Origin of the sequence: Nitrosomonas sp. (assembly GCF_021731985.1) — a bacterium.
Lineage (GTDB): Bacteria > Pseudomonadota > Gammaproteobacteria > Burkholderiales > Nitrosomonadaceae > Nitrosomonas.
The window spans coordinates 25,785-50,563 of the sequence record NZ_JAKFWH010000082.1; the positions used below are offsets into that span (position 1 = coordinate 25,785).

The window sequence follows — 24,779 nt, forward strand, 5'->3', positions numbered from 1 at the left end:
CGAGTAAATAAATAATTGATTCCCAGTCGCCCATTACATAGTAAAGAAATTTGTTTTAGCGAGCCTCATTCAACGAAAATCTGAGTAATTCAGATCCATTTGATTGGCGGTTTTAGATTCATCAATGAAATTATCGACTGTAAGTAACTACTGTGACTTTCGCTAGCATAACCAACTTTTGCCGCGATATTTTCAATGAGGTCAGACAGTTCAGCTTGGGATTTGGAATCAACTGCATGAATGCTTGATAATGGAGCCTTAATTCTTTCTGGGCTTAAGCCATTAATCATGATGGGTATAATATCTTTTCTAGAGCCCCATCTAGCTCCAATTTCAACGGCCACATAAAATGAATTAATACTATCCTCACTCAGAATCGCAATAAAAACATCTGAATCAGATATTTCACTTACCAGAATTTCATTAAAATGTGCCCCTGGCTTCATCTTTGTTCCATCGACGCTAGTACATCTGATTTCTTCTGCTTTGAGGCCTAGCAAACTCACCTTTAACAATTGAACCAGAGATTTTACAAAGTACTCGTCTTTAGAGGAATGACTAATAAATACCTTTATTTTATTCATGATCATCGCTTTAGTTACTAAGATTGATATTTAAGGTCAAGGGGATTCTGACAGCACTATCGAGCAACTTTCTATGTACTTCGAGATTAACACACCCAGAGAAAAAATCACTTTCTTCGATTAAACTTCAACCTAATCATCTACAACCTCCTGCCCCGGAAACAGCACATCCGTAAACCCAAACAAACGAAAATCCTTGATCCGCATCGGATACAGAATCCCCTGCAAGTGATCACATTCGTGCTGCACCACACGCGCATGAAAACCGCTGACGGTGCGATCAATTGCTGTGCCGTATTGATCCACGCCTTGATAGCGCAAACTCGCATAGCGCGGCACCATGCCGCGCATTCCGGGTACGCTGAGGCAGCCTTCCCAGCCGTCTTCTTGCTCATCGGATAATGGTGTCAACTGCGGGTTAATCAGAACCGTAAAAGGAACTTCGTCGGCATCGGGATAGCGTTGATTCTTTTCAAACCCGAAAATCACCACTTGCAAGCTCACGCCGATCTGCGGCGCAGCCAAGCCTGCGCCATTTAACGATGCCATCGTATCCTGCATATCCTGAATCAACGCATGCAGTTCTGGAGTATCGAATTGATCGACGGGTTTGGCCATTTCGAGCAATATGGGCTCGCCCATTTTAAGTACCGGTTTAATCGCCATGACAACTCACCACATGTTCCAATATATTTCTGACACCCACCATCGCTTGTTCCAACACGGCATAAATCTCCGTAAGCGGGATTGCATTGACGTTAGTACCGCGTCCGGCGGCATAATTGGCGACTACGGCAATGGCAGCGTAATTTAATCCCAATTCTCGTGCCAGTGCGGTTTCCGGCATGCCGGTCATACCGACCATATGCGCTCCGTCACGCTCCAGCCGGTTGATTTCCGCCGCCGTTTCAAGCCGAGGCCCTTCTGTCGCCGCATAAACCCCTCCATCAATAATGGCTTCATTGGCATTCCTCGCCGCTTGTAGTAGTAATGCCCGGGTTTTCTGGCAATACGGCAGAGTAAAGTCAATATGGGTCACACGTTGATCCGTTTTATCAAAATAGGTGAAATTGCGTCCATGGGTATAGTCAATAATCTGATCCGGAACCACCAGCCGGCCTGGTGTCAGGTCGGCGCGGATACCGCCCACCGAGGCCACCGCGATGACATGCGACGGTTTCAATGAGTGCAACGCCCACAAATTCGCGCGGTAATTGACTACATGCGGCGGTATCGTGTGGCCATGCCCATGCCGTGCCAGAAAAACGATGTCCTCATTTTTCATCTTACCAAACGTCAATGGCCCGGAGGGTTCGCCATACGGTGTGCGTATGATTTGCCGGTGTGATATTTCAAGGCAGGATAATTGCGTCATTCCGCTGCCGCCAATAATTGCAAACATGATCCTCCCGTATCAATCTTTTACTGCATAAATCGCAGGCAAATTCCGCCACGCACCGTGAATATCCATGCCAAAACCAAACACATAACGATCCGGCACCGTCAATCCGACAAAATCGGCTTTAAATGGTTTGGGCTTGCCCGTTTGTTTTTCTGTCAGCACCGCACTATAAAATGCTTTGGCGCCCTTTTCCAACACTTTGTCACGGATTGCAGCCAGCGTAATCCCTTCGTCCAGAATGTCATCCAGCACCAAAACCACGCGATTTTTCATCGTCTCCGTAGGTTCTGCCAACCAGTGAATTTCCCCGCCAGTCATTTTTTTGTCATAGCGCGTCAGGTGCAAATAATCGAAATCCAACGGAAATCGAAGCTGCGGCAGCAATTGCCCGGTGAATACCACCGCCCCACCCATCACGCATAAGACCAAAGGCTGTTGCTGCGACAAAACTCTTGTGATATCCCCTGCTAAGTGTTGTATCGTTTTCTTAACTATCCGTTCTGAATGAATCAGCTCAGCCGCTTTCAGAATTTGTTGTGCTTGTCGCATATCTAACATAGGAATCTTAAACTCTCGCAATCCGATCATTTTTTGTTTTAAACTATTACCCAACCTACATAAGATTTTCCAATATCCCAGCAACATCCCTTGGAGAAAAGAAAAAATGTATTTGATGATAAAAATTCTTTCAGCAATAACCACCATCACACTATTATCAATCAATCCCGTTTTCTCGCAGACTTCTACGCCTTCTGATTATCCAGTCTACAAAGACGGAAAACTTACCATTCCTCGTGTAGACACCGATGTTCAAACGGGAAATTATCAGAAAGTGGAATTTCAATTCGATAATTCTTCGAATAGCTGGAAATTAATCAATCTTGTTGAAACTAAAATTATTCCAGGACCGGCAACCTATGAAGAAAAAGTTGAAGCAATCATTACGAATTCTTCACCAGTACAAGTATTTCTTAAGATCAGCGGAGCATTTTCAAATGGGTGTGCATTTTTTCAGCAGATCAACCAGACACTTAAGAACAACAAATTCGAGATTACACTCCATGTTGGTCCCAATCCATTTCCTCCGGATATAGCTTGTACTGCATCACTGGCGCCTTATGAAAAAATCATCCCGCTAGAAGTATATGGCCTGCCGACTGGAACTTACGAATATAGCGTCAATGGCGAACATACCGGCTCATTCACTTTGACGAAAGATAATACTCTGTAAATCTGCACTCCGACCACCCGGATTATTGGAGCAATGCCGATAATCCCTCCTCATCCAGAATCGCGACACCCAATCCTATCGCCTTATCGTATTTACTGCCTGGGTCAACTCCCACGACCACATAATCGGTTTTTTTGGAAACACTGCCGGTGACTTTGCCACCCAGCGCTTCGATTTTTTCTTTAGCTTCTTCGCGGCTCAATGTCGGCAACGTTCCTGTCAATACAAAGGTTTTTCCTTGTAATGGTGCTGCCGCAGCCGACACTGATGATTTTCCTTCGTGCTCGTCCCAGTGCACGCCGCTGGCACGAAGCTGTTCAATCACTTCACAGTTATGCGCCTCAGCAAAAAAATCCACGATACTTTGCGCCACCACCGGACCGATGTCCGGAATTTGCTGTAAGCGCTCAGTATCCGCTTCTATTAACCGGTCCAGACTGCCGAGATGTGCAGCCAAGTCTTTCGCCGTCGCTTCCCCGACATTGCGAATACCCAGCGCATAAATAAATCTCGCCAGCGTCGTGTGTTTGCTTTTTTCAATCGCCTGCAAAATGTTGTTCGCCGACTTATCCGCCATGCGCTCCAGATTCGCCAGCGCAGTTATCCCCAGCTTGTACAGATCCGCCGGTGTGCGTACGATGGCATTGTCCACCATTTGATCGACCAGTTTATCTCCCAATCCTTCAATATCCAACGCGCGGCGCGACGCAAAATGCAAAATGGCCTGTTTCCGCTGCGCCGGGCAAAACAAACCGCCGGTGCAGCGTGATGCTGCTTCATCCGGAAGCCGCACGGCTTTGGCGCCGCACACCGGGCAATGCAAAGGCATGGTAAATACATGCGAACTAACCGGGCGTTTTTCCGGTATCACCGATACGATTTCCGGAATGACGTCACCGGCGCGGCGCACAATCACGGTATCGCCAATGCGCACATCCTTGCGTTCAATTTCATCCGCATTATGCAAGGTCGCGTTAGTCACCGTCACCCCGCCGACAAACACCGGTTTTAAGCGCGCAACCGGCGTCAACGCACCGGTTCTGCCGACCTGCACATCGATAGCCAGCAATTCTGTGATCGCTTCCTGTGCCGGAAACTTGTGCGCAATCGCAAACCGTGGCGCGCGCGATACAAAACCGAGTTTCTCCTGCTGCGATAGAGAGTTGACTTTATACACTACACCGTCGATCGCATACGGCAGATTCTCGCGCTGCGCACCGATTGCTTGATAATAATCCAGCAATCCCCGCAACCCCGTGACCACCTGGCATTCTTTGGCTACCGGAAAATGCAAACCGGAGAGATAGCTCAGTATGTTGCTGTGCGTATCGTGCGGCATGTGCGCATCTTCATATTGCCCAACCCCATAGGAAAAAAATGTAAGGCGCCGGGTCGCGGTGATAGCGGGATCAAGTTGACGCAACGATCCTGCTGCGGCATTACGCGGATTGGCGAATTCCTTTTCACCTTTGGCCAACTGCCGTTGATTCAGTGCCAAAAAATCCGCTTTCAGCATCAGCACTTCCCCCCGTACTTCCAGCAGCGGCGGAGGGTTCTTGACCGGCAGTGATAATGGAATCGATTTGATCGTCTTCAAATTCAGCGTAATGTCTTCACCGGTATTGCCATCGCCGCGCGTCGCACCGGTTTTAAAAATACCATTCTCATAGCATAAGCTGACTGCTAATCCGTCAAATTTTGGCTCTACCGTATATTCCACATGATCAACCGATAATCCTTCGCAGACTCGCCGGTTAAATGCTTCGACTTCTGTATCGTCAAACGCATTATTCAATGACAGCATCGGGATACGATGCGTGATCTGCGAAAAGGCCTTGAGCGGCGCAGCACCAACGCGTTGCGTCGGGGAATTGGCGGTGATCAGTTGCGGATAATCTTGTTCGACTTGCTGTAATTCGCGTAATAATTTATCGTATTCCGCATCGGGAATACTCGGATTATCCAGCACATAATACCGGTAGTTATGTAATTCGATTTCAGCACGTAAATCCTGAACATGCTGGTTTATTTTCTCAATTTTGTCATTCATAGCTAACAAGTATAGCGAATACCGGTAAGACGCGGTTTCAGTTATTTCTGAAAAATCCTTTATACTGCGCATTCAATCAGAAAACCAAACTTTCGACATCATGATGTCTTGAAAAACGCGATATGGAAAATAATAAACTAAAAATACGCATTCAAATCCAGCAACAACCGCCGCAAGCCATTGACGAAATTTATCCTGACCTGCCCGAACCCGAAGTCACTTATGAGGAAGTGTTGGATTGGAGAAAAATTTCAATCGCGGCGTTGATACTGTTACCCATCTTGATTCTAATCGGCTATCTCTTATTTGCTGATAAAAATAATGAAAAATCCCGGAATGAGCCACCCCCGGTAGATTCAATTATTTCTGAACCTGAGAATAAAGCTTCTCTGGATAAAACCGAACCGCTAACCGGTTCAAGCGATAAAGCATCAGAAACTCAATCCGATGAATTAAAAACGCAACAAAATGCGCCGGATGATTCTAAAGAAACTACAGTTGCAAGCAAAGCGATTGCCACACCTATCAAAAAACCGGAATCAGCAACAGTCATTAATCAACCGGCTATAACCGGGATAAAAATACCTAAGACTGCACGACAATCGAAACCTCAAAAGACATCGGATCACCCAGAGGTTGCCAGAGCACAATTAAGCCATGCGATAGAAGAACGGGAACCGGTTGATTCTATTGATGCTATTCAATTACACCCCGGCGAGTCCCAATCCATTCATTTCTATCTGCATTTAAAGAATCTGCAGGGAAAAAATATCCGCATCAATTGGTATCACGACGACAAACTGGATTCCCAATTGGCTTTGCAAGTACATAATAACAATTGGCGCACACATGCCAGCAAACAATTGGATCATCGACGGCTCGGCCCATGGCGTGTTGAATTAGTCGACGAATCCGGAAATCTTCTGGCGGCACGCAGTTTTACCGTTTCCCAACATTGAAATTCATTCACATTATCGATACTGAATTTGAGGATTCACTATGAAATACTGCAGTAATTGTAGCGCCACCGTGGAATTGTTGATACCCGAAGGCGATTCTTTGCCGCGTTATGTCTGCACTACCTGTAACATCATTCATTATCAGAATCCCAAGATGGTTGTCGGTTGTATTCCGGAATGGGAAGATAAAATTTTATTGTGCCGCCGTGCCATCGAACCGCGCCTGGGCTGGTGGACTTTACCGGCTGGATTCATGGAAAATAACGAAACATTGGAACAAGCGGCCGCGCGTGAAACTTTGGAAGAAGCCAATGCCAGAGTAGAAATCGGCGATCTGTACGCGATTTACAGTCTCCCTCACATTAGCCAGGTTTATGTGTTATTTCGCGCACGACTGCTGGATCTTGATTTCAAACCCGGGATTGAAAGTCTGGAAGTCAAGCTGTTAGCCGAAAATGAAATTCCTTGGGAAGAAATGGCTTTTCGTGTTATCCATGATCCCTTAAAGCAATACTTTAAAGAACGTAAGCTGGGAAAACTGGGGATTCATCGCGGCGTTATTGACCGGCCTCATGGCAATTCCTGAGGAATGTTATTGTTCTTTATACTAAAAATCGATGGTTTTAGATTCTTTAATGGCAGGATATAATGTTCAATTTTTGCAGACTCCTATGAAGCATTTATTTGTATTATTACTAATGTGCCTCGCTGTCTCGTCAGTATCCGCCCAACAACAAGACATCTCCATAGCAGCTAAATCTTACATGCTCTCAGATTTTCAAACTGGGCAAGTATTGGCCGGTAAAAATGCACATGAGCGCATAGAACCTGCATCTCTGACAAAACTGATGACTGCTTACGTGGTATTTTCCGCTTTAAAGCAGAATCAAATTTCGTTGAATCAAAACATACCCGTGTCTGAAAGCGCCTGGAAAATGATTGGTTCGCGCATGTTTATTGAGCCCACCAAACAAGTCACGGTCGATGAACTACTCCGGGGAATGATTGTTCAATCGGGAAATGATGCCTGTATTGCTCTGGCAGAGGCGGTTGCAGGCTCGGAAGCCAACTTCTCAAACTTGATGAATAAAGAAGCCGAACGTTTGGAAATGAAAAATACGCATTTTACAAACTCAACAGGGTTGCCTGATCCCAATCTCTATACAACAGCACACGATTTGACTTTATTGGCAGCTGCTATCATCCGTGATTTTCCCGAGTTTTATCCGCTTTACTCACAAAAAGAATACACGTATAACAATATCACCCAGCCAAACAGAAATCGTCTTCTGTGGCTAGATCCCCATGTAGACGGCATGAAAACCGGATGGACCAAAACTGCCGGTTATTGTCTGATTACCTCGGCGATACGGGATAAACGCCGGCTCATATCGGTGGTAATCGGCGCCCAATCAGCCAATGCACGCAGCATGGAAAGTCAGCGGTTACTCAATTATGGCTTCCAATTCTATGACACCCTGCATTTATACAAAAAGAACGACTCGCTCACCACCATCCATTTATGGAAAGGCACTCAGAATGAACTGAAAGCCGGATTTGACCGGGATGTTTATTTTACTTTGCCCAAAGGCCAGGCTGACAAACTGAAAGCTACCATGGAATATAAACAACCTCTGATAGCTCCGGTTCAACTGGGACAAGAGGTCGGTACGGTAAAATTCACGCTGGATGACAAAACTGTAGAAACTTACCCATTGGTTGCTTTGGAAAAAGTTGAAACAACCAATATCTTCGGTCGTGCGTGGGATAGTGTAAAATTGCTTTTTAACTAATCCTGCCTCAACACATCGCAAAAGGTTCACATGATATATCTGAACGGTAAGTTTATGCCCATTGAGGAAGCTTGCATTCCTGTTTTGGATCGCGGTTTTATATTTGGCGACGGCATCTATGAAGTAATCCCGGTTTATTCCCGCAAACCATTCCGTCTCGCTGAGCATCTCAACCGGCTACAACATAGCCTGGATGGCATTCGATTGCTAAATCCATTCCATGATACGGACTGGAAAAATCTGCTGGAACAAGTCATCGCAAAAAATGAAGGGGAAGATCAATATCTTTATCTGCACATCACACGAGGTGTAGCTAAACGGGATCATGCTTTTCCTGCGAACGTTCCACCTACCATTTTCATCATGAGCAACCCGCTGTTGCCACCGCCCGCCGAACTGCTGGTCAGCGGCGCATCCGCCATCACCGCCATTGATAATCGCTGGATACGCTGCGATGTCAAAGCGATTTCATTGCTGCCCAATGTATTGCTGCGTCAATTGGCTGTGGATGTGCATGCGATTGAAACGATCCTGATCAGAGACGGATTTCTGACCGAAGGGGCCGCCAGTAATATTTTCGTTGTTAAAGACAACGTGCTGCTAGCGCCTCCAAAGAGTCATTTGATGCTACCTGGAATCACTTATGACGTGATTCTTGAGTTAGCGGCAGCGAATAAAATCGCACATGAAGTCCGCGAAATTTCAGAAACAGAAATACGTAAGGCTGATGAGATCTTACTCACGTCATCCACAAAAGAAATTATGCCGATCACATTACTGGACAACAATTCCGTGGGAAATGGAAAACCTGGAGCGATGTTTACCCGATTACACGTGCTTTATCAGCAATATAAAGCGACGCACATGCGCGGCAATGCCTCCGGTACTTAATTTTGTAAAAAGCACGCCTGAACTATTCAAGCAATAGCCGTTGCGTACATGACAGAACAACCTTCTTTAATCGAATATCCCTGTGACTTTCCCATCAAGATCATGGGTAAAGCACAGCAGGATTTTACGCAAGTCGCATTGGCGATTGTCAAATCTCACGCGCCTGATTTTGATACTACAACCATGACAGTCAGGTCCAGCAAGAACGGCACGTATTTAAGCATTACCTGCACCATTCGCGCCACTTCCCGCCCGCAACTGGATGCGCTGTATCAGGCATTATCAGATCACCCCATGGTCGCCGTGGCACTGTGATTAATCATGCTACGACAGCATTTTCACCGGTTTCTGAGCGACAGCGTTTTATCGTCAAAAAAATGGGCCTGTCCGATTACCAAGCTACCTGGCAGGCAATGAAAGACTTCACCAATGTCCGGACTGCAGACACCTGCGATGAAATCTGGTTATTACAGCACCCGGCTGTTTTTACCCAAGGCATTGCGGGAAAATCCGAACATCTACTGTATAACACTGCTATTGACTTAATCAAAACAGATCGCGGCGGTCAAATCACCTATCATGGGCCAGGGCAAATCGTCGCTTATTTACTGCTGGACATCCGCCGGTTAAAACTCGGTGTGCGCGAATTGGTCAGAAGCATGGAAAACGCCGTGATAGATGTGCTGGAAGACTATCGTATAAAAGCGGTTGCGCGGGTTGATGCGCCAGGTGTCTATGTTGACAATGCAAAAATCGCTGCGCTGGGTTTAAAAATAAAGAAAAATTATTGCTACCACGGTATTGCACTGAATGTGGATATGAACTTAACACCTTTCTCTTACATCAATCCATGCGGCTATCAAGGCCTGCAAGTGACGCAAACCAAAGATTTGGGCATTACCGATGGTTTAGAAATTTTAAGCAATAAGCTGGCAAACCAATTACAAGAAAAACTTCTTAAAGGAATAAGTATTTACCACCATGACCACTGATACCCGCCAAAAGGGTGCTGACAAAACGGCACGCAATCCGATTAAAATTACCCCGCAATCCCGCAGTGATTTACTGCGCAAACCCTCCTGGATCCGTGTCCGTTCGTCCAACAGTGAAAACTTCTACGAAGTCAAACGACTGCTACGCGAACATAAATTGCATACAGTCTGTGAGGAAGCTTCTTGTCCGAACATCGGCGAATGCTTTGGTAAAGGCACCGCCACTTTTATGATCCTGGGTGATTTATGCACGCGCCGCTGCCCTTTCTGTGATGTTGCACACGGCAGACCCAAACCACCGGATGCCGACGAACCACTTCATTTGGCGCAATCCATTGCCGCCATGAAGTTAAAATATGTCGTGATTACCAGCGTGGATCGTGATGATTTACGGGATGGCGGCGCGCAACACTTTGCCGATTGCATCCGTGAGATACGCACCCATTCGCCAAATACAAAAATAGAAACGCTGGTACCGGACTTTCGTGGCCGATTGGAAATTGCTCTGGAAAAACTCGCCGCTTGTCCGCCCGATGTTCTCAATCATAATCTCGAAACCGTACCCAGATTGTATAAGCAATGTCGGCCTGGCGCGGATTACGCAAACTCATTGAAACTCTTGAAAGACTTTAAAGCGGATTTCCCTCACATTCCCACTAAATCAGGGCTGATGCTGGGTTTGGGTGAAACGGATGAAGAAATTATGGGTGTATTGCGGGATTTGCGTGAACACAATGTGGAAATGCTGACCATTGGCCAATATTTACAGCCCAGTATCGGTCATCTTCCGGTGATGCGCTATGTCACCCCCGAAGACTTCAAAGTATTCGAGGAAGCGGCGTTTGCAATGGGTTTTAGTCATGCGGCCTGCGGACCGATGGTGCGTTCCAGCTACCATGCTGACCAGCAAGCGCATGAGTCCGGCTTATTATAACGATAAGCTGTCGTACGGCACGCTAGATTCAATAAAATTGAACCTACTCACTGATTGACACAATCTGAAAATATTTTAAAATTGCGGCGCGTTCTGTGGCTTACCTTCTGATGCAGCAGTACATTAGAAATATCCTCGTGTAGTGTTAATCGTGGTTATTGAGTCGAGGTCAGATGGAAAAACTATAGTGATGATCTTTTCGATTAAAAAGATAAAGTTTGTAACAAGATTTAGAAATTTAATTTATTAACAATGGTTCTATAACTTTTTATTGGATTGGTTTTATATATATGAAAAAATTACTTTTTGTTGTTCTGGTTTCTATGATGTTTTCTAATAATCTCTATGCAAAAAAAGCTAAGAGCAGTGGATCAAAAGGCACACTTAGCTCCAAGTCCGCAGTTGCACCACAAAAGAAAACTGACGCACCGAGTCAGGCACCCGCCGCGCAAGCGCCGGCCACCAATTCTAACGCGGCAGCTGCACCGGCAGCTAGTGCACCAGCTCAGAATCCATCACTCCTTCAATCAGTTATGCCAGCGTTGGTCGGTGGTGCAGTTGGAAGTTATATCGGCAGCAAATTGGCCGATGATGGAGAAACTGAGAAAGCAGTAGCAGAGAAAGCAGAAAAGAAAGATGAACATCCTTTAATAGCAAAATAGAAGAAATATTATTTTCATCAACTGAATAAGTTTCCCGGATCTTGTTTTTATAAGAATGCTCGGTTGTTGAGCAATTCCGGTACAGCTTCCGTGCAAACCTTCCTTATTTTGCACTGATTCGTTCGCTGTTAGCGGATCAGTGCATACTATTCATCAGTATGATGACCAATAAGGAACAAAAAAAAAACGCTTTGCTTATAGAATTTATTTCGTTCTCATGCGTTCTTAATCTCAAAATCATGCGTTATTTTTACGGTGTTTTTGAGCATGATGGAAGCCGAGCAATACTTTTCTGAGGATAGATTAATAGCACGCTCAACCTGCTGCGGATTCAAGTTATTTCCTGTGATAATGAAATGCAGATGGATATGGGTAAATACTTTAGGATCAACGGCAGCACGCTCGGCTTCAATTTCCACCACACAATCGGTGATATCCTGACGGCTTTTTTTTAGAATCAACACTACGTCAAAAGTGGTGCATCCTCCTAGCCCCATCAACAGCATTTCCATTGGACGCGGCCCGAGATTTTGACCGCCAGCATCCGGTGCGCCATCCATCAAAACCGAATGACCACTGCCTGATTCAGCCAGAAAACTGACATTCCCTTGCCATTTGATAAGCGTTTTCATTGTTCCTCCGGTTGGGATAATGGAAATTTCTGCAAATATTTTTTGATGCTGCAAATAAAAAGCCGACGTTATGACGCGTCGGCTTCTCTGTAACCGGATTGACTTACTTCAGTGTCAAAATAAAATCAGCTAGCGTTTTAGCATCATCTGGTTTAACGGCAGCATTTGGTGGCATTGGAATTGGACCCCAAACCCCATTACTTCCTTTTAGTATTTTGTCTGTCAAGTATGCAGAAGCGTCAGCTTGGGCTGCGTATTTTCCAGCGATATCTTTCAAACTTGGGCCAACCAGTTTGGTATCAACATTATGGCAATTCAAACAGCCACTGCTTTTTGCCAGATCTGCATTAGCTTGCGCAACACCGGCTAACAATAAAGCTGATGCAGCAACTGCTCCTATTAACACTTTTCTCATATTTTTTCCTTATTAAAATTATAAAAGGGTTTTTATTCTACCCTGAACTTCACGGATCTGCAGCAAATCCTGTCAGTTTGTTATTTCAGCGTACAGCCTGTTGCCGTATAACCACGCACTTACCGAATCAGCCGCAATTTATAATGATACTGCTTTGCTGAGACTTAATGGTAAATTAATTAGTTCCAGCGGAAACGTTGAAATTATCAGCTATGGAAACCGGCATTGTAAGATGCTTTGTTATTCTTTCAGACACAGGATTAGCCATAGCCAGAAATCGTGTACTAAACGACATACTAATCCGTTATAGCTCCGGCACTGGCACTAGATACTTGCTTCGCATATTTAGCCAGTACCCCACGCGAATAACGTGGTTGCGGTGGCTGCCATGCCGCGCGCCGCTGTACCAAAACAGCATCCGGCACATTCAATTGTAATAGCCGCTGTTCGGCGTCAATTGTAATCGAATCGCCTTCCTGTACCAGGGCGATAGTACCCCCGGAAAAGGCCTCCGGTGCCACATGCCCGACCACCATGCCATAGGTGCCTCCCGAGAAACGCCCATCGGTAATCAGTCCAACAGAATCTCCCAGTCCCTCACCTATCAAGGCCGAAGTCGGTGACAACATTTCCCGCATACCGGGCCCGCCTTTAGGGCCTTCATACCGAATTACCACAACATCGCCGGGCTGGATTTTGCGGGCAAGAATCGCCGCCATGCAAGTCTCTTCCGATTCAAACACGCGTGCAGGTCCGGTAATTTTAGGATTTTTGATTCCAGAAATTTTTGCGACACAACCCTCTGTGGATAAATTGCCTTTCAGAATCGCCAGATGCCCCTGGGCATACATCGGATTGCTCCATTGGCGAATTACATTCTGATCGGCACGCGGCGCATCGGGAATATCTCTCAATATTTCTGCGATGGTTTGTCCGCTGATGGTGATGCAATCTCCATGCAGCAGACCATGCACCAGCAACATTTTCATCACCTGAGGAATACCGCCTGCGCGGTGCAAATCGGCCGTGACATAACGTCCGGAAGGTTTTAAATCACACAGTACCGGCACTTTGCCGCGTATCCGTTCGAAATCATCAATGTTCCATTCAACTTCAGCCGCATGTGTAATAGCTAGAAAATGTAAAATCGCATTGGTAGATCCGCCCACCGCCATAATCACGGCAATAGCATTCTCAACCGATTTACGGGTAATAATGTCGCGTGGCAAAATCTGTTGTTTGATGGCATTGACCAATACCTCGGCAGATTGCCCGGCACTGACTAGTTTTTCATCGTCCTCGGCGGACATCGTTGATGAATACGGCAAACTCATTCCCATCGCTTCAAAAGCAGATGACATGGTATTGGCTGTAAACATGCCACCACAAGAACCGGCCCCGGGACAGGCATGACGCTCAATCTGCAGCAATTCCGCGTCATCTATTTTATGCGCACTGTGTTGACCCACCGCTTCAAATGCGCTGACAATGGTCAGGTCCTGACCTTTATAATGACCCGGTTTAATCGTTCCACCATAAACAAAAATTGCCGGTACGTTCATGCGCGCAATGGCGATCATCGCACCTGGCATATTCTTGTCACAGCCGCCAATGGCAATCACACCATCCATGCTTTCCGCCTGTACGCAGGTTTCAATGGAATCGGCAATCACTTCGCGCGAAACCAGAGAGTATTTCATGCCTTCCGTACCCATCGAGATCCCATCCGACACCGTGATGGTGCCGAACATTTGCGGCATGGCACCTGCTTGCCTCAATGCCGATTCCGCTTTTAACGCCAGCTCATTCAAACCTTTGTTACACGGTGTAATGGTGGAATAGCCATTGGCAACCCCCACGATTGGTTTGTTGAAATCCCCATCATTAAAACCAACAGCACGCAACATGGCGCGGCTGGGTGCGTGTTGAGCGCCTTGGGTGATGACTTGGCTACGTTTATTATCTGGCATGCTTGCTCCTGAATGATATAAAAATACAATTTATGACAAGGCGTACGATTATCACAAACGCACTTGGTATAATAACGCGTATTTTACCGTAAATAAGGCCGAAACTATGCTCGTTCATCCTCAAATTGATCCCGTCGCCATCTCACTGGGACCACTTTCCGTCCATTGGTATGGATTGATGTATTTGATCGGCTTTGTGCTGTTCATCCTGTTAGGCCGTTATCGCATTAAACACAATCCGCATTCCGTATTTACCAATGAAATGCTCGATGATGCCCTGTTTTACGGGATGTTGGGCGTGATCCTAGGCGGGCGCCTGGGACATGTGCTGTTCTATCAATTTAGCTATTACCTGGAACACCCGCTGCATGTCTTCGCCATCTGGGAAGGCGGCATGTCTTTTCATGGCGGGTTTCTCGGCGTGTTCGTCGCGATGATCCTGCTGGCTCGTAAACACAATCTGCCGTGGCTAGCAGTAACGGACTTTGTCGTCCCATTGATTCCTCCAGGATTGGGAGCGGGCCGTATCGGCAATTTTATCAACGCTGAACTATGGGGACGACCCACCGATGTTCCATGGGGCATGGTTTTTCCATATGTCGACGAACTCCCCCGCCATCCTTCTCAGCTCTATCAATTTGCACTTGAAGGTGTGGTACTTTTTATATTTATTTGGATTTATTCTTCCAAACCACGTGCGACAGGCGCTGTCACCGGCATGTTCATGATCGGCTATGGTGTTTTACGTTCGTTTGCAGAATTCTATCGTGAGCCGGAAGATGGTTTTATGGGGGTGCTCACATTGGGAATCACGATGGGACAATGGTTGTCCATTCCCATGATTTTGGCTGGAATAACTACGTTAATTTGGTCAATGCGCCAAACAGTTAGCGTACAAAATAATCCACGGAAACGTAAAAAACGTTAAATTGCGAGAATTACAATTCTGGCATCTTTGGCTGGGCGGCCCAGTCTTGAACATAACGTCTTATAGTAATTCTAGGACTACTCATTCCACGGGATGCAATTTCTCAGTTTTACTCAGAGATTATTGGAATCAAGAATCATGCCCGGCGGTGCACTTCTGACACAGCGTAAACTCGTATCTGGTGCAGTACAGTGACTGAATGAGCACCTCGATTTTCCACATGCCGGGCAAGTGTTCCTGGTCGAGCGGGAGACCATTTACAAAAGAACCGGAAAAGTCACCGATGAAGTCGTTTTTGGGGTAACCAGTCGCATCCGAACGGGCCACGGCACCGGATAATATCACTCGCCTGTGCCGTTTCGCATGCGGTGTCATTCAGTTCATTTCCGAGGGTAAATCCAGCATCTCTCAGAACATGCAGCCGTTGAATCGTAATACCCTTCTGGTCTTCGGCTATCTTCGTATAACTTCTATCTCAACTCGTACTCGGTCGCATTGATTCCAAGGAGAGAACAAATTTATCGTGATGTCACCAATATGTCACCGTGCTTTATCATTGGCAATGGGTTATATTGCAAAAAATACAAGCATAAAAAACCAGCACTCAAAGAGCACTGGCATAAGAGGAGTTAAGACAACCATCCGACTATGCACTGATGTTCTGTGCACTGGTTGATGCGGTTGTAGAATCAAAAAAGGGAGAGTTGATTCACTACTATAGAGTGATGTAGCCTTCATTGGTTCCCTTGATAATTCTGCTAATGTTGTCTTAATCTTCCAAAGCCAAGCAAAACCGCTAATCCCAACACCATCATTGCATACATTTCAGGCTCCGGGATCGCGGCGACATCGCCATCGTGAACAGCCCACGCGTAATTAATCCAGAGAACGTCCCCTGCTAAATCCTGAAAACCGTTACCGAAATAGAAGATCCCTCACAGTGCCTGTGGAAAATCTGGAGTAGGCGGAAAATACGTACTGGACACGCATCCGGAAGGCTGGATATTTGTAAACAAAGCAAGATCTGGATCGGAACTCGACAGGATAGAAGAACCTACTACACCACCCAATTCATTATAAAACAGGTGACTCATTTCATCTGTTGTTGGCAAGCGCCAGCCACTAACACACTCGCATTAGCGTCTGACTTGGTGGGATACGTTCCAATCAGTTCACCTTTTTGGCCTAACGCGTAATGTACTCGCGCCAGTAGAATAAATCCGTTTGATTCGTTGTTTTATTAAACGACGCGATGTTTGTCGCCAATCCATGGAATGATTGGGTAAGTTTTAATCATGCAGCGAACTTTTCCGGTTAAGGAATATGATAAGTTTATCTGGCTGCGCCGACGCGGCGGATAGTCTTGGCTTTTGCTCACAGCAATTATCTCGTGGGTTAAAGTGTTCGGATCATGCGCTAACATGACCCGAACACTTCCTTCCGTGCAATTACTATTTCTTCAACTATCCGGAACAACTTCAACCAGCGGGATTAGTGTTTGCCGGCATGTCTCATACTGAATAACTACTCGCTGCGCGTCTGCGGCGAGTTCCCAAAGATCTTGTTCAATCTGGCTGGGAAGTCTGATTCGACCGGTTTCGCCACCACTGATGCCGGCACTCTCAGTTTTTCTTGTTGTTTCATTGGCACTATTTCTGCAGTTTTTTGCATCGATCCACAGCCCGCGATTAGTGCGGTTAATATCAGCAAGATCACGAGACAGCTTATCTTTTGCTTTGATTTCATTGTTTAATGCTCCGGTAAGTCCATCAACTTGTTTTTCATGCTCCGCTGCCATCGCTTGCGCGGCATCGGCGACCGCTTTAGCGAGTTCTTTGCTGCGAGTGGCTTCCTTGCTTTCCCATACCGCTCGTTCTGCCAGGCGCCCATCTTCATAAATATTGTCGTGGATGGTCCCGGCCATATGCCAAACAAACCAGGTGCAGGCAATAATCAACGCTGCCCAGAGTGCAAATTTGATTAAAGTGGTGTATCCAGTCATATCAACTCCTATTGCGCAAATTGGAATAAATCTTAAACGCATAGCCCATCATCAATGATATCAGCGTCTGAAGCGGCGATGAACCTCGAACTATTTGTCAAACCATATCATAAATTTAATCAATTGAAGCATTGCCAATATATAAAAACTGCGAAACGATCAGGCTACGTTATCTCCCGAGCAAAGGTGCCGGAGGCCGATTCCAAAACTGAATATTGCTGACGATGAGTGTACCCGGCAGCACAGATGACAGGTAATTGATCGCGGGTAAAAAACCGTGTAATCGGCAGACTGTACATAATTTCCTAGGTCTGTGGGTTTTGTGAATTTTACCCGACTCGGTGGGTTTTCAACAGCCTGTTAAGGGAGCAAGCAGTGGAATTCGCAGCCAGTGTGGCGATTACATCAATACCCTGATACAGAGTTATGCAACGTTTTGCATGCGATTAGCAAAATCACGACCCGATGTCGCTGGCGGCAAGGGTTTTTTGTCCTCCCGGTACAGCATTATTGCTTCTTCGACAATCTGGCAAAGCTCTTCGAATACTTGTCTCTCGTCATCGCCGTGACAGCCGCCGAGAATCAATCCAGGCGCGCTCCCGACGTAGCATTGATCTTCTTCAGACCACTCGACAATCTTTGCGTATTTCGCACTGTCTTTCATTTCTTCGATTCCTCAAAGGCCAAGCGTACTGCCCGGATCTGGTAATGTTTTGCATCATCGCCTAGTTTACCGGAAATTGTCACGGGCTTCTGGGTCCTTGAGTGGGAAAAATTTCGATGACTTCCTTTGCCACCGCGATTCACGAACCCGGCCTTTTCCAATTCATCAACCAAATCTTTTATTTTGGGTGGCATCAGTCTAACTCTATTTTGATGGGCACATAATCTGGATGGAAGAATACCTCGCGATTTCTCCTCCAACACCACCATGCATACGGGGCCATGTACGGTGATTCAATGAACAACATACCTGTCATCCTGCAAAATACGATGGTAGACTCTTTAATTACTTAATTCGCGCGCTTTAGTTTTCCGATACCAGGAGCTGGTGAAAACAGCGCTAGACTACCTCCTGTAATAAGGTAATTCGCTTTGGCTATTCAAGTTACGATCTGTGTCACAAGATGGCATAATGGAAATTACCAATAACGCAAATGCAATTCCAGCAATCCAAGACATAACAACTGATAGCTCTCGATAACTACCGCCTTTATCGCGAAGCCAAGGAATTGACGTAAGGTAGACGATGCCTAATATGATGAAAAAGATAATCTCCCCAACTGGAGAATCTTTACTTGCTGCACTCCAACCATCAGTTACACCTGCACTCATGAATTTGAATAATGCAAGCGCACTGGCTGCAAGGAAAAGAACGAGGCCAATTACGCCAATTGGGTTTTCTTTTGTAATACCCGCAAGCGATTCTTTCTCCTTTTTCTCTTCTAGGATAGTCTTTTCGCGAGCTTTAACCCGTTCTTGCTCTATCTGTATTTCTTGTGTTATCTGCTCAATTTCTAAGCCAAACGCTTGAGAAAGGTTATCAAAACACGCTTTGCATAATATGTCGTTAGCCCATCCTTTGGGGGCATTTGTGTAGTCAAATACCTCAATCTTGAACTTCATATCCGCTTTTCCGCTCATCTCACGAAACGGTACCATTTTATCAAAAAATGCGCGAGCATCCACTATCTCTTTCTCGGTAAGATCATGATAAGTTGACGGAACAATTGCGTATTGCTTTGAGCAGCAAGCGCAAATCAATTTTCTACCGCTCCGTTTTTCCCCGAACGGCTCCTCACCCCAATAGATTTCCGCTTTTTCGTCTGCTTTACGTGGATTGTCCTTACGGTATTGTTCTCTAATAGCAAAGCACGATTTGCATAATTGTGAAGCAATCTCTCTCTTGTCAGAGGATCTGGCTTGTACTTCACAATGTCGGCACTCAAAAACTTCTAACGGGGTTCGGCGTAATTCAAGTGTAGAAGTGGTGTACATTGTCGAGCGCCCAATATCGTAGTTATAGAAAAGCTAATGTCTGAATTTTCCGGCGTTACGCGGCTTTATCGCTCAGTGCCCGATGGAATAATGAATTGGACCATATTATCAAAGTGATCCATTGTCGTGGCGATTTGTGTCCAATCGTACAAATGCATTTCTCGAGCGCTCTTCCCGATAAACCCAGACTCGAATGCCTTTCGTTTCGCCGTTGAACTCTTGAGTTGGTAGTAATCAAGTAAGCGCATAGCAACGGGACGAATGACTGTTTCTCTTGGCAGCGACATTACGTCTTGAGGACGTGTTTCGAGTACATCTTCGCCTACTTCGCATGGCTTCGACTTGACTAAAAATTGCCTACAGATCAACGGCCGGATAGGGTAAATGGAGCAAGAGCGCTCAACTAAAAATGGACACTCAAGCCGACTGCGATGTTCTATTAGTCGTATCTTTACCTGAGCACGAATTTCACCCAGTAGCACTTCTGATACGTACCAAGAAATGACCATCAACTCGGGTTCAGTAATTGGTACGGTAGGTTTCAAACAGCAAGCATGACAGCCTCGGTGGCACGAAGGCACTATGCCTTTCTTCGCAGTTTTCTGAAGATGTGCTTCGACTTGGGTATCACTGATGTAGAAAGTATCGAGAATCCCACTGAGCCAAGAATATTGGGCTTCAGCTTGAGGCGAGGAATAGCGAGTAGTCATGATGTTCTCTGCGAAACCCAACATAATATATACGACACCCGATGTCTTATAAAAACCGCAAATTGTCGTATAGTCATAAAAAACTCAAATTATTCTACTGTTAATTATCGGTCTACTATAAGCAAGCACGAACGATCAATGCTCCCTGAGCTTAATTTCAATTTTAGGTGTCCGGTGTTGCTCGGACGAAGGCAGGCGATTAAGTCCTAGTACCGTAATGCGGTGCGTGGCGTTGAAGCTGGGTGCGCCATCCTGGTCGCGCAGAATGGACGATACTTTGTATTCCAAGCTGTTGGCGTCCGGATTGAAGTGGATATCATGGATCCAGATGCCTGCCCGTTGCACTTGTTGATGCTCGCATTCGTAGGAGAGATCCCAGCCGGTCAGCATCGGCACGGCATAGTCGTAGGGTAAATCATTGATGCGGAATGTCTGGGTGCGAACAATGCCGTCGGTATTTTTGCGGCAGGTCGCGGTTTTCCCGGCGCGGGGATTCAGTGCCAGGAAGTCTGCGCGCAATTTGACGCTGCTGCCGCGAATCTGGGCGGCGCGTGTTTTAATGCGGTGCGTGCGCGTATCGTTATCTTTGAAAATGGTTTGAGTGACCCAGTGTGGACTGCCGTCCCGGTTAGGTGAAGCGCCGGTTTGAGACAGGCTGTAGGCAGCTTGCAGCAAACGATAATCGGCGCGATCCGCCCATTTGCAGGGGGGAAAACGTAATTCGCATTCGAAGGTGTCATCAAACTGAAAATCAAATCCGCGCGGAATGATCGCAATCACATCATTGCCTTTCAGCGTGCCTTTGCTTCCCAGGTTTTCCACAGTAGCCACTGCGCCTTGAGTTTTATTCTGCTGCGCCGATGCTTCAATACCGTTGTAATCCCATTCTATCGCAGCATCAAACCAAACTGAGCGATAGCCGAATCCACTATAAAATACACAAAACTCGTACGCATCGGCACGATTCTGGTCATCCAGTTTGCCTTGTACTTCAAACACCAGGAAGGAAGAACCGGCGCTCTTAACCAGCTTGCTGTGGATGATGTCCGCTTTCATCGAATTCACTTCGCGATCTTTTTGCAGATAGCGTAGATCCCAGCCATTTAGCACGACGGTCGCACTATCCACGTAGCCGGGCATTTCGATCCATTGCAGCACGGTTGCCGCCTCTGCACCATTATCCCGCTGCATGCATTTGCTTCCTTCAATCAGGATGAATTTTCCCTCATCCTCAAAAACCGTTTTCCCTTCCGATTTAAAGGAGAGTTGTTCAAAAGGTGTCGCGATCTTGGCTTTATCCGTTGAATCAATCGTTTTCTTTACTTGTGTTTTGGTTGCACAGGCAGAAAACGCGAATAGTATGAATAGCCCAAGAAGTATGTACAGATAGCGAATCATTCATACCCTCCAAAGATGAGTGTTGTGTCACGAAACAAATACTTGCGCAAATAATCTTGGCGGTTGTTCGTTCATTATGCCGCGCTATAAATTATTTTCCCTCACAAGCCATGCAAAAGATAATGGTGAGCTATTCAGGCCAGAAAATCTGCAATCGCGATAAATTTTTCTACCGATAAGTTCTCAGCGCGCAGCCCAGGATCAATACCCAGAGCGCTAAAATCCTCCGCCTTCAAAAAAGGATGCAGTGTGTTGCGAAGTGTTTTACGGCGTTGCGAAAATGCTGCCAATACAATTTGTGCGAATAATGCTTCATCCTTAACGGTACGAGAGGATTGAGAACGTGGAATCATCCGCACGATAGCCGATTCGACTTTGGGTATCGGTCGGAAAGATTCTGCCGGAACGCTAAAAACATATTCCATATCAAAGCGGTACTGCAACGTGACAGAGAGGCGTCCATAATCTGGCGTTGACGGCGTTCCCACCATACGCTCCACAACTTCTTTCTGCAGCATGAAATGCATATCCAAGATCTGTTCTGAGAATTGACTCAGATGGAACAGTAAAGGGGTGGATATGTTGTAAGGCAGATTACCGATAATACGCAGCTTCTCACCCAAAGCAGAAAAATCAAACTTCAGCGCATCGGTTGCATGAATGGTCAATTTTTCTTGCGGAAATTCCTTTTCCAGCTTGACTACAATATCGCGATCGATTTCCACAACATCCAGATGATCCAGCACTTGCAGCAAGGGACGTGTCAGCGCACCGAGGCCAGGGCCGATTTCAATGATTCGTTCACCCTTTTGCGGGTAAATTTCATGGATGATTTGCGCAATGATCTGCTGATCAACTAAAAAATTCTGGCCAAAACGTTTACGCGGGTTATGGTGCATGAAGAAACAACGCATGGTTTTTGGCCAGTTGCGCGGCCATGTCAATTGCAGTCAGCAAGCTGCCGGGATTCGCACGCCCTGTTGCGGCTAGTTCCAGTGCAGTACCATGATCAACCGAGGTACGGATAATAGGCAATCCTAAGGTAACATTAACACCGCCGCCAAAACTGGCATGCTTCAAAACCGGTAATCCCTGGTCATGATACATGGTAAAAATACAATCATATTGTTTGAGTTGTGCGGGACTAAACAAAGTATCCGCCGGAACAGGTCCGATCAACTGCATCCCCTCAGCACGCAATTTATTGAGGACAGGAATAATGACATCGATTTCTTCACGTCCCAGATGACCGGACTCACCGGCATGCGGATTGAGTCCCGCGACAACAATACGCGGATTATCCAGCATAAAACGAGTGATTAGATCACGCTGAATAATACGTAATTTGCTTTCGATTCTATCCGGTGTGATCGCCGCGGCCACATCCTTGAGCGGCAAATGCGTTGTCGCCAGCGTCACGCGCATGTTTCCACCCACCAGCATCATGACTACCGCATTATGCGTCAGTTCTGCTAAAAACTCTGTATGTCCGGTAAAAGGAATGCCCGCATCATTAATCACGCCTTTATGTACCGGGGCTGTGACCATGCCGTCAAATTCACCGGATCGACAGACTTCAACAGCACGTTCCAGTGTGGACAGAACATAGCGTGCGTTAGCTGGATTCAGTGTTCCCGGTATGACCGTTTCCGCTAAGGGGACATGTAGAACTTGCAAGCTGCCCGCTTTATGTTGACTGGGTGTAGTGACTGAGATATCAATCAGCTTCAGCGGAAGCTTGAGTTGCTGCGCACGTGCCTGCAACAATTCGCTATCTGCGATGACCACCAGATTACATGACAGCGGCTGCTGTGCAATTTGCACGCATAAATCAGGGCCGATTCCTGCAGGCTCGCCAGCAGTCAGCACTAATTTAGGAATAAATTTATTGTTCATGTTCAATGATCGCTATCTAAACGATGCTCCACATAGGCCTGATCCCGTAATTGCCGTAGCCATTCCTGAACGACCACATCGGCTTTACGATTTCGTATTGCTTGACGGGCTGACTGCCGGCGCCGGTTAAGACTGATATCTTGTGAGCGGCGTTCCAGTACTTGGATCAAATGCCAGCCAAATTGTGATCTGACCGGATCACTGACTTGACCCGGTAGCAAAGCATTCATCGCCCGTTCGAAATCCGGAACGGTATCGCCCGGCGAAAGCCAGCCCAGATCACCGCCAGATGACGCGCTGGTATCCTCGGAATACAGTTTGGCTACTTCTGAGAAATCCTCACCTTTATCAAGCCGCTCTTTAATCTGAATAATTTTTAGTCTGGCATCATTCTCGGAAGTCAATTCGTTAATTTTGATCAATACATGCCGCGCATGTGTCTGATCAATGATCACTGTCGGCACTTCCTGCACGCGTCTGCCAAGCAGCTTGAAAATGTGGAAACCATTCGGGCTTTGGACTACTTGTGTCACATTCCCCGGTTGCAACGGTGTCAATAATTCAGCAAATGCGGGTCCCATCTGGGTTATCGGGCGCCATTCAATGATCCCGCCTTGATTAGCATCGGCGGCATCGGAAAATTCAGCAACCACCTGCGAAAATTCCACACCTTCTTTCAGTTTTTTTAGCGCCATATCGGCGCGTTCGGCTCTTTGTTGGATTTGGACGGAATTCATATTTTCTGATACTAATATCAAGATATGCGCAAGACGGTATTCATCATTACCCTCGGCGGATGTTTCCTGGGTATGCAGAAAATTATCAACTTCTCCTTCCGTAACATTCACCTGATTTTTAATTTCCCGCTCCTTCATCCGCGCCATGATCATTTCCTCGCGAATCTCATCGCGGAACTTGTTATAACTGATTCCGTCCTTTTCCAACACAACATAGAATTCCGGCAAAGACAATTTGTTTTCCTCAGCAATACGGAGAATGGTCTCATCTAACTCACTTTCACCAACTGACAATCCCACTTCCTTTGCATGCTGTAACTGAATACGTTTGCTTATTAAAGATTCCAGTACCTGATTTTCCAATGCTTGTTGATTAGGCAATTGAGCGCCTTGCTGCTGCAGTCTGCCGATAGCTATTTTGATGGCTTCATCAAGCTCCTGCCGGGTAATAACATCTTCATTGACAACTGCCACGATATGATTAATCGATTTTGCAGCTGGAATAGATTCCAACTCTTCTGCGGTAACATGAGCAGATAGGAATGCAACGAGCAATAGAAAGATGCAGGAATAGTTTCTGTTATGCATAGATTGG

General features: G+C 46.2%; 30 protein-coding genes. 10 read left to right on the forward strand and 20 right to left on the reverse strand.

What is annotated here, in order from left to right:
- Positions 1 to 89: 89 nt before the first annotated feature.
- From QZ942_RS12310 to QZ942_RS12325, 4 genes are all read right to left on the reverse strand, one after another.
- Positions 90 to 584 (reverse strand): toll/interleukin-1 receptor domain-containing protein, encoded by a 495-nt coding sequence (locus QZ942_RS12310; protein WP_292996009.1) that lies wholly within the window; start codon positions 582 to 584, stop codon positions 90 to 92.
- Positions 585 to 716: 132 nt separating this feature from the next.
- On the reverse strand, positions 717 to 1,250 hold the full coding sequence (gene def / locus QZ942_RS12315) for a peptide deformylase (protein WP_292996011.1): 534 nt from the start codon (positions 1,248 to 1,250) through the stop codon (positions 717 to 719).
- The gene (locus QZ942_RS12320) at positions 1,240 to 1,986 is read right to left on the reverse strand and encodes an S-methyl-5'-thioinosine phosphorylase (protein WP_292996013.1); all 747 of its coding nucleotides are present in this window, start codon (positions 1,984 to 1,986) and stop codon (positions 1,240 to 1,242) included. The genes def and QZ942_RS12320 overlap by 11 nt, the downstream gene beginning before the upstream one ends.
- A 12-nt stretch (positions 1,987 to 1,998) precedes the next feature.
- On the reverse strand, positions 1,999 to 2,544 hold the full coding sequence (locus tag QZ942_RS12325) for a hypoxanthine-guanine phosphoribosyltransferase (protein WP_292996015.1): 546 nt from the start codon (positions 2,542 to 2,544) through the stop codon (positions 1,999 to 2,001).
- 115 nt (positions 2,545 to 2,659) lie between these two features.
- Between QZ942_RS12325 and QZ942_RS12330 the strand changes: the two genes are divergently transcribed.
- Positions 2,660 to 3,217, forward strand: a complete 558-nt coding sequence (locus QZ942_RS12330; protein ID WP_292996017.1) for a hypothetical protein — start codon at positions 2,660 to 2,662, stop codon at positions 3,215 to 3,217.
- A 22-nt stretch (positions 3,218 to 3,239) separates the two neighbouring features.
- Here QZ942_RS12330 and ligA read toward each other — a convergent pair whose 3' ends face one another.
- Positions 3,240 to 5,267, reverse strand: coding sequence for an NAD-dependent DNA ligase LigA (gene ligA / locus QZ942_RS12335; RefSeq protein ID WP_292996105.1), 2,028 nt, complete (start codon positions 5,265 to 5,267; stop codon positions 3,240 to 3,242).
- Positions 5,268 to 5,389: 122 nt separating this feature from the next.
- Here ligA and QZ942_RS12340 point away from each other — a divergent pair, with 122 nt between their 5' ends.
- From QZ942_RS12340 to QZ942_RS12375, 8 genes are all read left to right on the forward strand, one after another.
- On the forward strand, positions 5,390 to 6,226 hold the full coding sequence (locus QZ942_RS12340; RefSeq protein WP_292996019.1) for a DUF2914 domain-containing protein: 837 nt from the start codon (positions 5,390 to 5,392) through the stop codon (positions 6,224 to 6,226).
- Between the two features lie 40 nt (positions 6,227 to 6,266).
- Positions 6,267 to 6,812 (forward strand): NUDIX hydrolase, encoded by a 546-nt coding sequence (locus QZ942_RS12345; protein ID WP_292996021.1) that lies wholly within the window; start codon positions 6,267 to 6,269, stop codon positions 6,810 to 6,812.
- An 85-nt stretch (positions 6,813 to 6,897) separates the two neighbouring features.
- Entirely contained in the window at positions 6,898 to 8,019 is a 1,122-nt protein-coding gene (locus QZ942_RS12350; RefSeq protein ID WP_292996023.1) for a D-alanyl-D-alanine carboxypeptidase family protein, read from the forward strand.
- 30 nt (positions 8,020 to 8,049) lie between these two features.
- Positions 8,050 to 8,910, forward strand: coding sequence for a D-amino acid aminotransferase (locus QZ942_RS12355; RefSeq protein ID WP_292996025.1), 861 nt, complete (start codon positions 8,050 to 8,052; stop codon positions 8,908 to 8,910).
- 48 nt (positions 8,911 to 8,958) lie between these two features.
- Positions 8,959 to 9,225, forward strand: coding sequence for a DUF493 domain-containing protein (locus tag QZ942_RS12360; protein ID WP_292996027.1), 267 nt, complete (start codon positions 8,959 to 8,961; stop codon positions 9,223 to 9,225).
- Positions 9,222 to 9,902 (forward strand): lipoyl(octanoyl) transferase LipB, encoded by a 681-nt coding sequence (gene lipB / locus QZ942_RS12365; RefSeq protein ID WP_292996029.1) that lies wholly within the window; start codon positions 9,222 to 9,224, stop codon positions 9,900 to 9,902. Before QZ942_RS12360 ends, lipB begins: the two co-directional genes overlap by 4 nt.
- The gene (gene lipA / locus QZ942_RS12370; protein WP_292996031.1) at positions 9,892 to 10,836 is read left to right on the forward strand and encodes a lipoyl synthase; all 945 of its coding nucleotides are present in this window, start codon (positions 9,892 to 9,894) and stop codon (positions 10,834 to 10,836) included. The genes lipB and lipA overlap by 11 nt, the downstream gene beginning before the upstream one ends.
- Before the next feature lie 290 nt (positions 10,837 to 11,126).
- The gene (locus QZ942_RS12375; protein WP_292996033.1) at positions 11,127 to 11,498 is read left to right on the forward strand and encodes a hypothetical protein; all 372 of its coding nucleotides are present in this window, start codon (positions 11,127 to 11,129) and stop codon (positions 11,496 to 11,498) included.
- 215 nt (positions 11,499 to 11,713) lie between these two features.
- On the opposite strand, the gene QZ942_RS12380 is transcribed toward QZ942_RS12375, so the two are convergent.
- The 4 genes from QZ942_RS12380 to ilvD form a co-directional block, all read right to left on the reverse strand.
- A complete protein-coding gene (locus QZ942_RS12380; RefSeq protein ID WP_366836492.1) occupies positions 11,714 to 12,118 on the reverse strand; it encodes an OsmC family protein in 405 nt (134 codons plus the stop codon).
- Positions 12,084 to 12,167 (reverse strand): hypothetical protein, encoded by an 84-nt coding sequence (locus QZ942_RS14145; protein ID WP_366836494.1) that lies wholly within the window; start codon positions 12,165 to 12,167, stop codon positions 12,084 to 12,086. Before QZ942_RS14145 ends, QZ942_RS12380 begins: the two co-directional genes overlap by 35 nt.
- Before the next feature lie 66 nt (positions 12,168 to 12,233).
- Positions 12,234 to 12,545 carry a c-type cytochrome gene (locus QZ942_RS12385; protein WP_292996037.1) on the reverse strand — a complete coding sequence of 104 codons (312 nt, stop codon included), beginning with the start codon at positions 12,543 to 12,545 and terminating at the stop codon, positions 12,234 to 12,236.
- Positions 12,546 to 12,841: 296 nt separating this feature from the next.
- Positions 12,842 to 14,515, reverse strand: coding sequence for a dihydroxy-acid dehydratase (ilvD, locus tag QZ942_RS12390; protein ID WP_292996039.1), 1,674 nt, complete (start codon positions 14,513 to 14,515; stop codon positions 12,842 to 12,844).
- Between the two features lie 106 nt (positions 14,516 to 14,621).
- Between ilvD and lgt the strand changes: the two genes are divergently transcribed.
- Positions 14,622 to 15,443, forward strand: coding sequence for a prolipoprotein diacylglyceryl transferase (gene lgt / locus QZ942_RS12395; protein ID WP_292996041.1), 822 nt, complete (start codon positions 14,622 to 14,624; stop codon positions 15,441 to 15,443).
- A 758-nt stretch (positions 15,444 to 16,201) separates the two neighbouring features.
- On the opposite strand, the gene QZ942_RS14150 is transcribed toward lgt, so the two are convergent.
- From QZ942_RS14150 to QZ942_RS12445, 11 genes are all read right to left on the reverse strand, one after another.
- Positions 16,202 to 16,375, reverse strand: a complete 174-nt coding sequence (locus QZ942_RS14150; protein ID WP_366836496.1) for a PEP-CTERM sorting domain-containing protein — start codon at positions 16,373 to 16,375, stop codon at positions 16,202 to 16,204.
- Positions 16,376 to 16,378: 3 nt separating this feature from the next.
- Positions 16,379 to 16,555 carry a hypothetical protein gene (locus tag QZ942_RS12400; protein WP_292996043.1) on the reverse strand — a complete coding sequence of 59 codons (177 nt, stop codon included), beginning with the start codon at positions 16,553 to 16,555 and terminating at the stop codon, positions 16,379 to 16,381.
- Between the two features lie 347 nt (positions 16,556 to 16,902).
- Positions 16,903 to 17,445: a hypothetical protein gene (locus tag QZ942_RS12405; RefSeq protein ID WP_292996045.1), complete on the reverse strand. Its 543-nt coding sequence runs from the start codon at positions 17,443 to 17,445 to the stop codon at positions 16,903 to 16,905.
- Between the two features lie 424 nt (positions 17,446 to 17,869).
- Positions 17,870 to 18,109 (reverse strand): hypothetical protein, encoded by a 240-nt coding sequence (locus QZ942_RS12410; RefSeq protein WP_292996047.1) that lies wholly within the window; start codon positions 18,107 to 18,109, stop codon positions 17,870 to 17,872.
- Positions 18,106 to 18,303, reverse strand: a complete 198-nt coding sequence (locus QZ942_RS12415; protein ID WP_292996049.1) for a type II toxin-antitoxin system HicA family toxin — start codon at positions 18,301 to 18,303, stop codon at positions 18,106 to 18,108. Before QZ942_RS12415 ends, QZ942_RS12410 begins: the two co-directional genes overlap by 4 nt.
- 210 nt (positions 18,304 to 18,513) lie before the next feature.
- Positions 18,514 to 19,443 carry a hypothetical protein gene (locus tag QZ942_RS12420; protein WP_292996051.1) on the reverse strand — a complete coding sequence of 310 codons (930 nt, stop codon included), beginning with the start codon at positions 19,441 to 19,443 and terminating at the stop codon, positions 18,514 to 18,516.
- Positions 19,444 to 19,508: 65 nt separating this feature from the next.
- A complete protein-coding gene (locus QZ942_RS12425; protein ID WP_292996053.1) occupies positions 19,509 to 20,153 on the reverse strand; it encodes a YkgJ family cysteine cluster protein in 645 nt (214 codons plus the stop codon).
- Between the two features lie 135 nt (positions 20,154 to 20,288).
- Positions 20,289 to 21,551: a hypothetical protein gene (locus QZ942_RS12430; RefSeq protein WP_292996055.1), complete on the reverse strand. Its 1,263-nt coding sequence runs from the start codon at positions 21,549 to 21,551 to the stop codon at positions 20,289 to 20,291.
- 134 nt (positions 21,552 to 21,685) lie between these two features.
- Positions 21,686 to 22,450, reverse strand: a complete 765-nt coding sequence (gene rsmA / locus QZ942_RS12435; RefSeq protein WP_292996107.1) for a 16S rRNA (adenine(1518)-N(6)/adenine(1519)-N(6))-dimethyltransferase RsmA — start codon at positions 22,448 to 22,450, stop codon at positions 21,686 to 21,688.
- Positions 22,440 to 23,447, reverse strand: a complete 1,008-nt coding sequence (gene pdxA, locus QZ942_RS12440) for a 4-hydroxythreonine-4-phosphate dehydrogenase PdxA (protein WP_292996056.1) — start codon at positions 23,445 to 23,447, stop codon at positions 22,440 to 22,442. Before pdxA ends, rsmA begins: the two co-directional genes overlap by 11 nt.
- Positions 23,448 to 23,449: 2 nt before the next feature.
- Positions 23,450 to 24,772, reverse strand: coding sequence for a peptidylprolyl isomerase (locus tag QZ942_RS12445; protein WP_292996058.1), 1,323 nt, complete (start codon positions 24,770 to 24,772; stop codon positions 23,450 to 23,452).
- Positions 24,773 to 24,779: the final 7 nt, after the last annotated feature.

Excerpts from the sequence above, each read along its gene's own strand:
- QZ942_RS12425 (WP_292996053.1), bottom strand. The coding sequence starts at position 20,153 with ATGACTACTCGCTATTCCTCGCCTCAAGCTGAAGCCCAATATTCTTGG.
- QZ942_RS12345 (WP_292996021.1), top strand. The coding sequence starts at position 6,267 with ATGAAATACTGCAGTAATTGTAGCGCCACCGTGGAATTGTTGATACCC.
- ilvD (WP_292996039.1), bottom strand. The coding sequence starts at position 14,515 with ATGCCAGATAATAAACGTAGCCAAGTCATCACCCAAGGCGCTCAACAC.
- QZ942_RS12355 (WP_292996025.1), top strand. The coding sequence starts at position 8,050 with ATGATATATCTGAACGGTAAGTTTATGCCCATTGAGGAAGCTTGCATT.
- QZ942_RS12375 (WP_292996033.1), top strand. The coding sequence starts at position 11,127 with ATGAAAAAATTACTTTTTGTTGTTCTGGTTTCTATGATGTTTTCTAAT.
- rsmA (WP_292996107.1), bottom strand. The coding sequence starts at position 22,450 with ATGCACCATAACCCGCGTAAACGTTTTGGCCAGAATTTTTTAGTTGAT.
- lipA (WP_292996031.1), top strand. The coding sequence starts at position 9,892 with ATGACCACTGATACCCGCCAAAAGGGTGCTGACAAAACGGCACGCAAT.
- QZ942_RS12330 (WP_292996017.1), top strand. The coding sequence starts at position 2,660 with ATGATAAAAATTCTTTCAGCAATAACCACCATCACACTATTATCAATC.
- pdxA (WP_292996056.1), bottom strand. The coding sequence starts at position 23,447 with ATGAACAATAAATTTATTCCTAAATTAGTGCTGACTGCTGGCGAGCCT.
- QZ942_RS12410 (WP_292996047.1), bottom strand. The coding sequence starts at position 18,109 with ATGAAAGACAGTGCGAAATACGCAAAGATTGTCGAGTGGTCTGAAGAA.
- def (WP_292996011.1), bottom strand. The coding sequence starts at position 1,250 with ATGGCGATTAAACCGGTACTTAAAATGGGCGAGCCCATATTGCTCGAA.
- ligA (WP_292996105.1), bottom strand. The coding sequence starts at position 5,267 with ATGAATGACAAAATTGAGAAAATAAACCAGCATGTTCAGGATTTACGT.
- QZ942_RS12320 (WP_292996013.1), bottom strand. The coding sequence starts at position 1,986 with ATGTTTGCAATTATTGGCGGCAGCGGAATGACGCAATTATCCTGCCTT.
- QZ942_RS12360 (WP_292996027.1), top strand. The coding sequence starts at position 8,959 with ATGACAGAACAACCTTCTTTAATCGAATATCCCTGTGACTTTCCCATC.
- QZ942_RS12350 (WP_292996023.1), top strand. The coding sequence starts at position 6,898 with ATGAAGCATTTATTTGTATTATTACTAATGTGCCTCGCTGTCTCGTCA.
- QZ942_RS12340 (WP_292996019.1), top strand. The coding sequence starts at position 5,390 with ATGGAAAATAATAAACTAAAAATACGCATTCAAATCCAGCAACAACCG.
- QZ942_RS12325 (WP_292996015.1), bottom strand. The coding sequence starts at position 2,544 with ATGTTAGATATGCGACAAGCACAACAAATTCTGAAAGCGGCTGAGCTG.
- QZ942_RS12310 (WP_292996009.1), bottom strand. The coding sequence starts at position 584 with ATGAATAAAATAAAGGTATTTATTAGTCATTCCTCTAAAGACGAGTAC.
- lgt (WP_292996041.1), top strand. The coding sequence starts at position 14,622 with ATGCTCGTTCATCCTCAAATTGATCCCGTCGCCATCTCACTGGGACCA.
- QZ942_RS12415 (WP_292996049.1), bottom strand. The coding sequence starts at position 18,303 with ATGCCACCCAAAATAAAAGATTTGGTTGATGAATTGGAAAAGGCCGGG.
- QZ942_RS12420 (WP_292996051.1), bottom strand. The coding sequence starts at position 19,443 with ATGTACACCACTTCTACACTTGAATTACGCCGAACCCCGTTAGAAGTT.
- QZ942_RS12385 (WP_292996037.1), bottom strand. The coding sequence starts at position 12,545 with ATGAGAAAAGTGTTAATAGGAGCAGTTGCTGCATCAGCTTTATTGTTA.
- QZ942_RS12430 (WP_292996055.1), bottom strand. The coding sequence starts at position 21,551 with ATGATTCGCTATCTGTACATACTTCTTGGGCTATTCATACTATTCGCG.
- QZ942_RS12405 (WP_292996045.1), bottom strand. The coding sequence starts at position 17,445 with ATGACTGGATACACCACTTTAATCAAATTTGCACTCTGGGCAGCGTTG.
- QZ942_RS12445 (WP_292996058.1), bottom strand. The coding sequence starts at position 24,772 with ATGCATAACAGAAACTATTCCTGCATCTTTCTATTGCTCGTTGCATTC.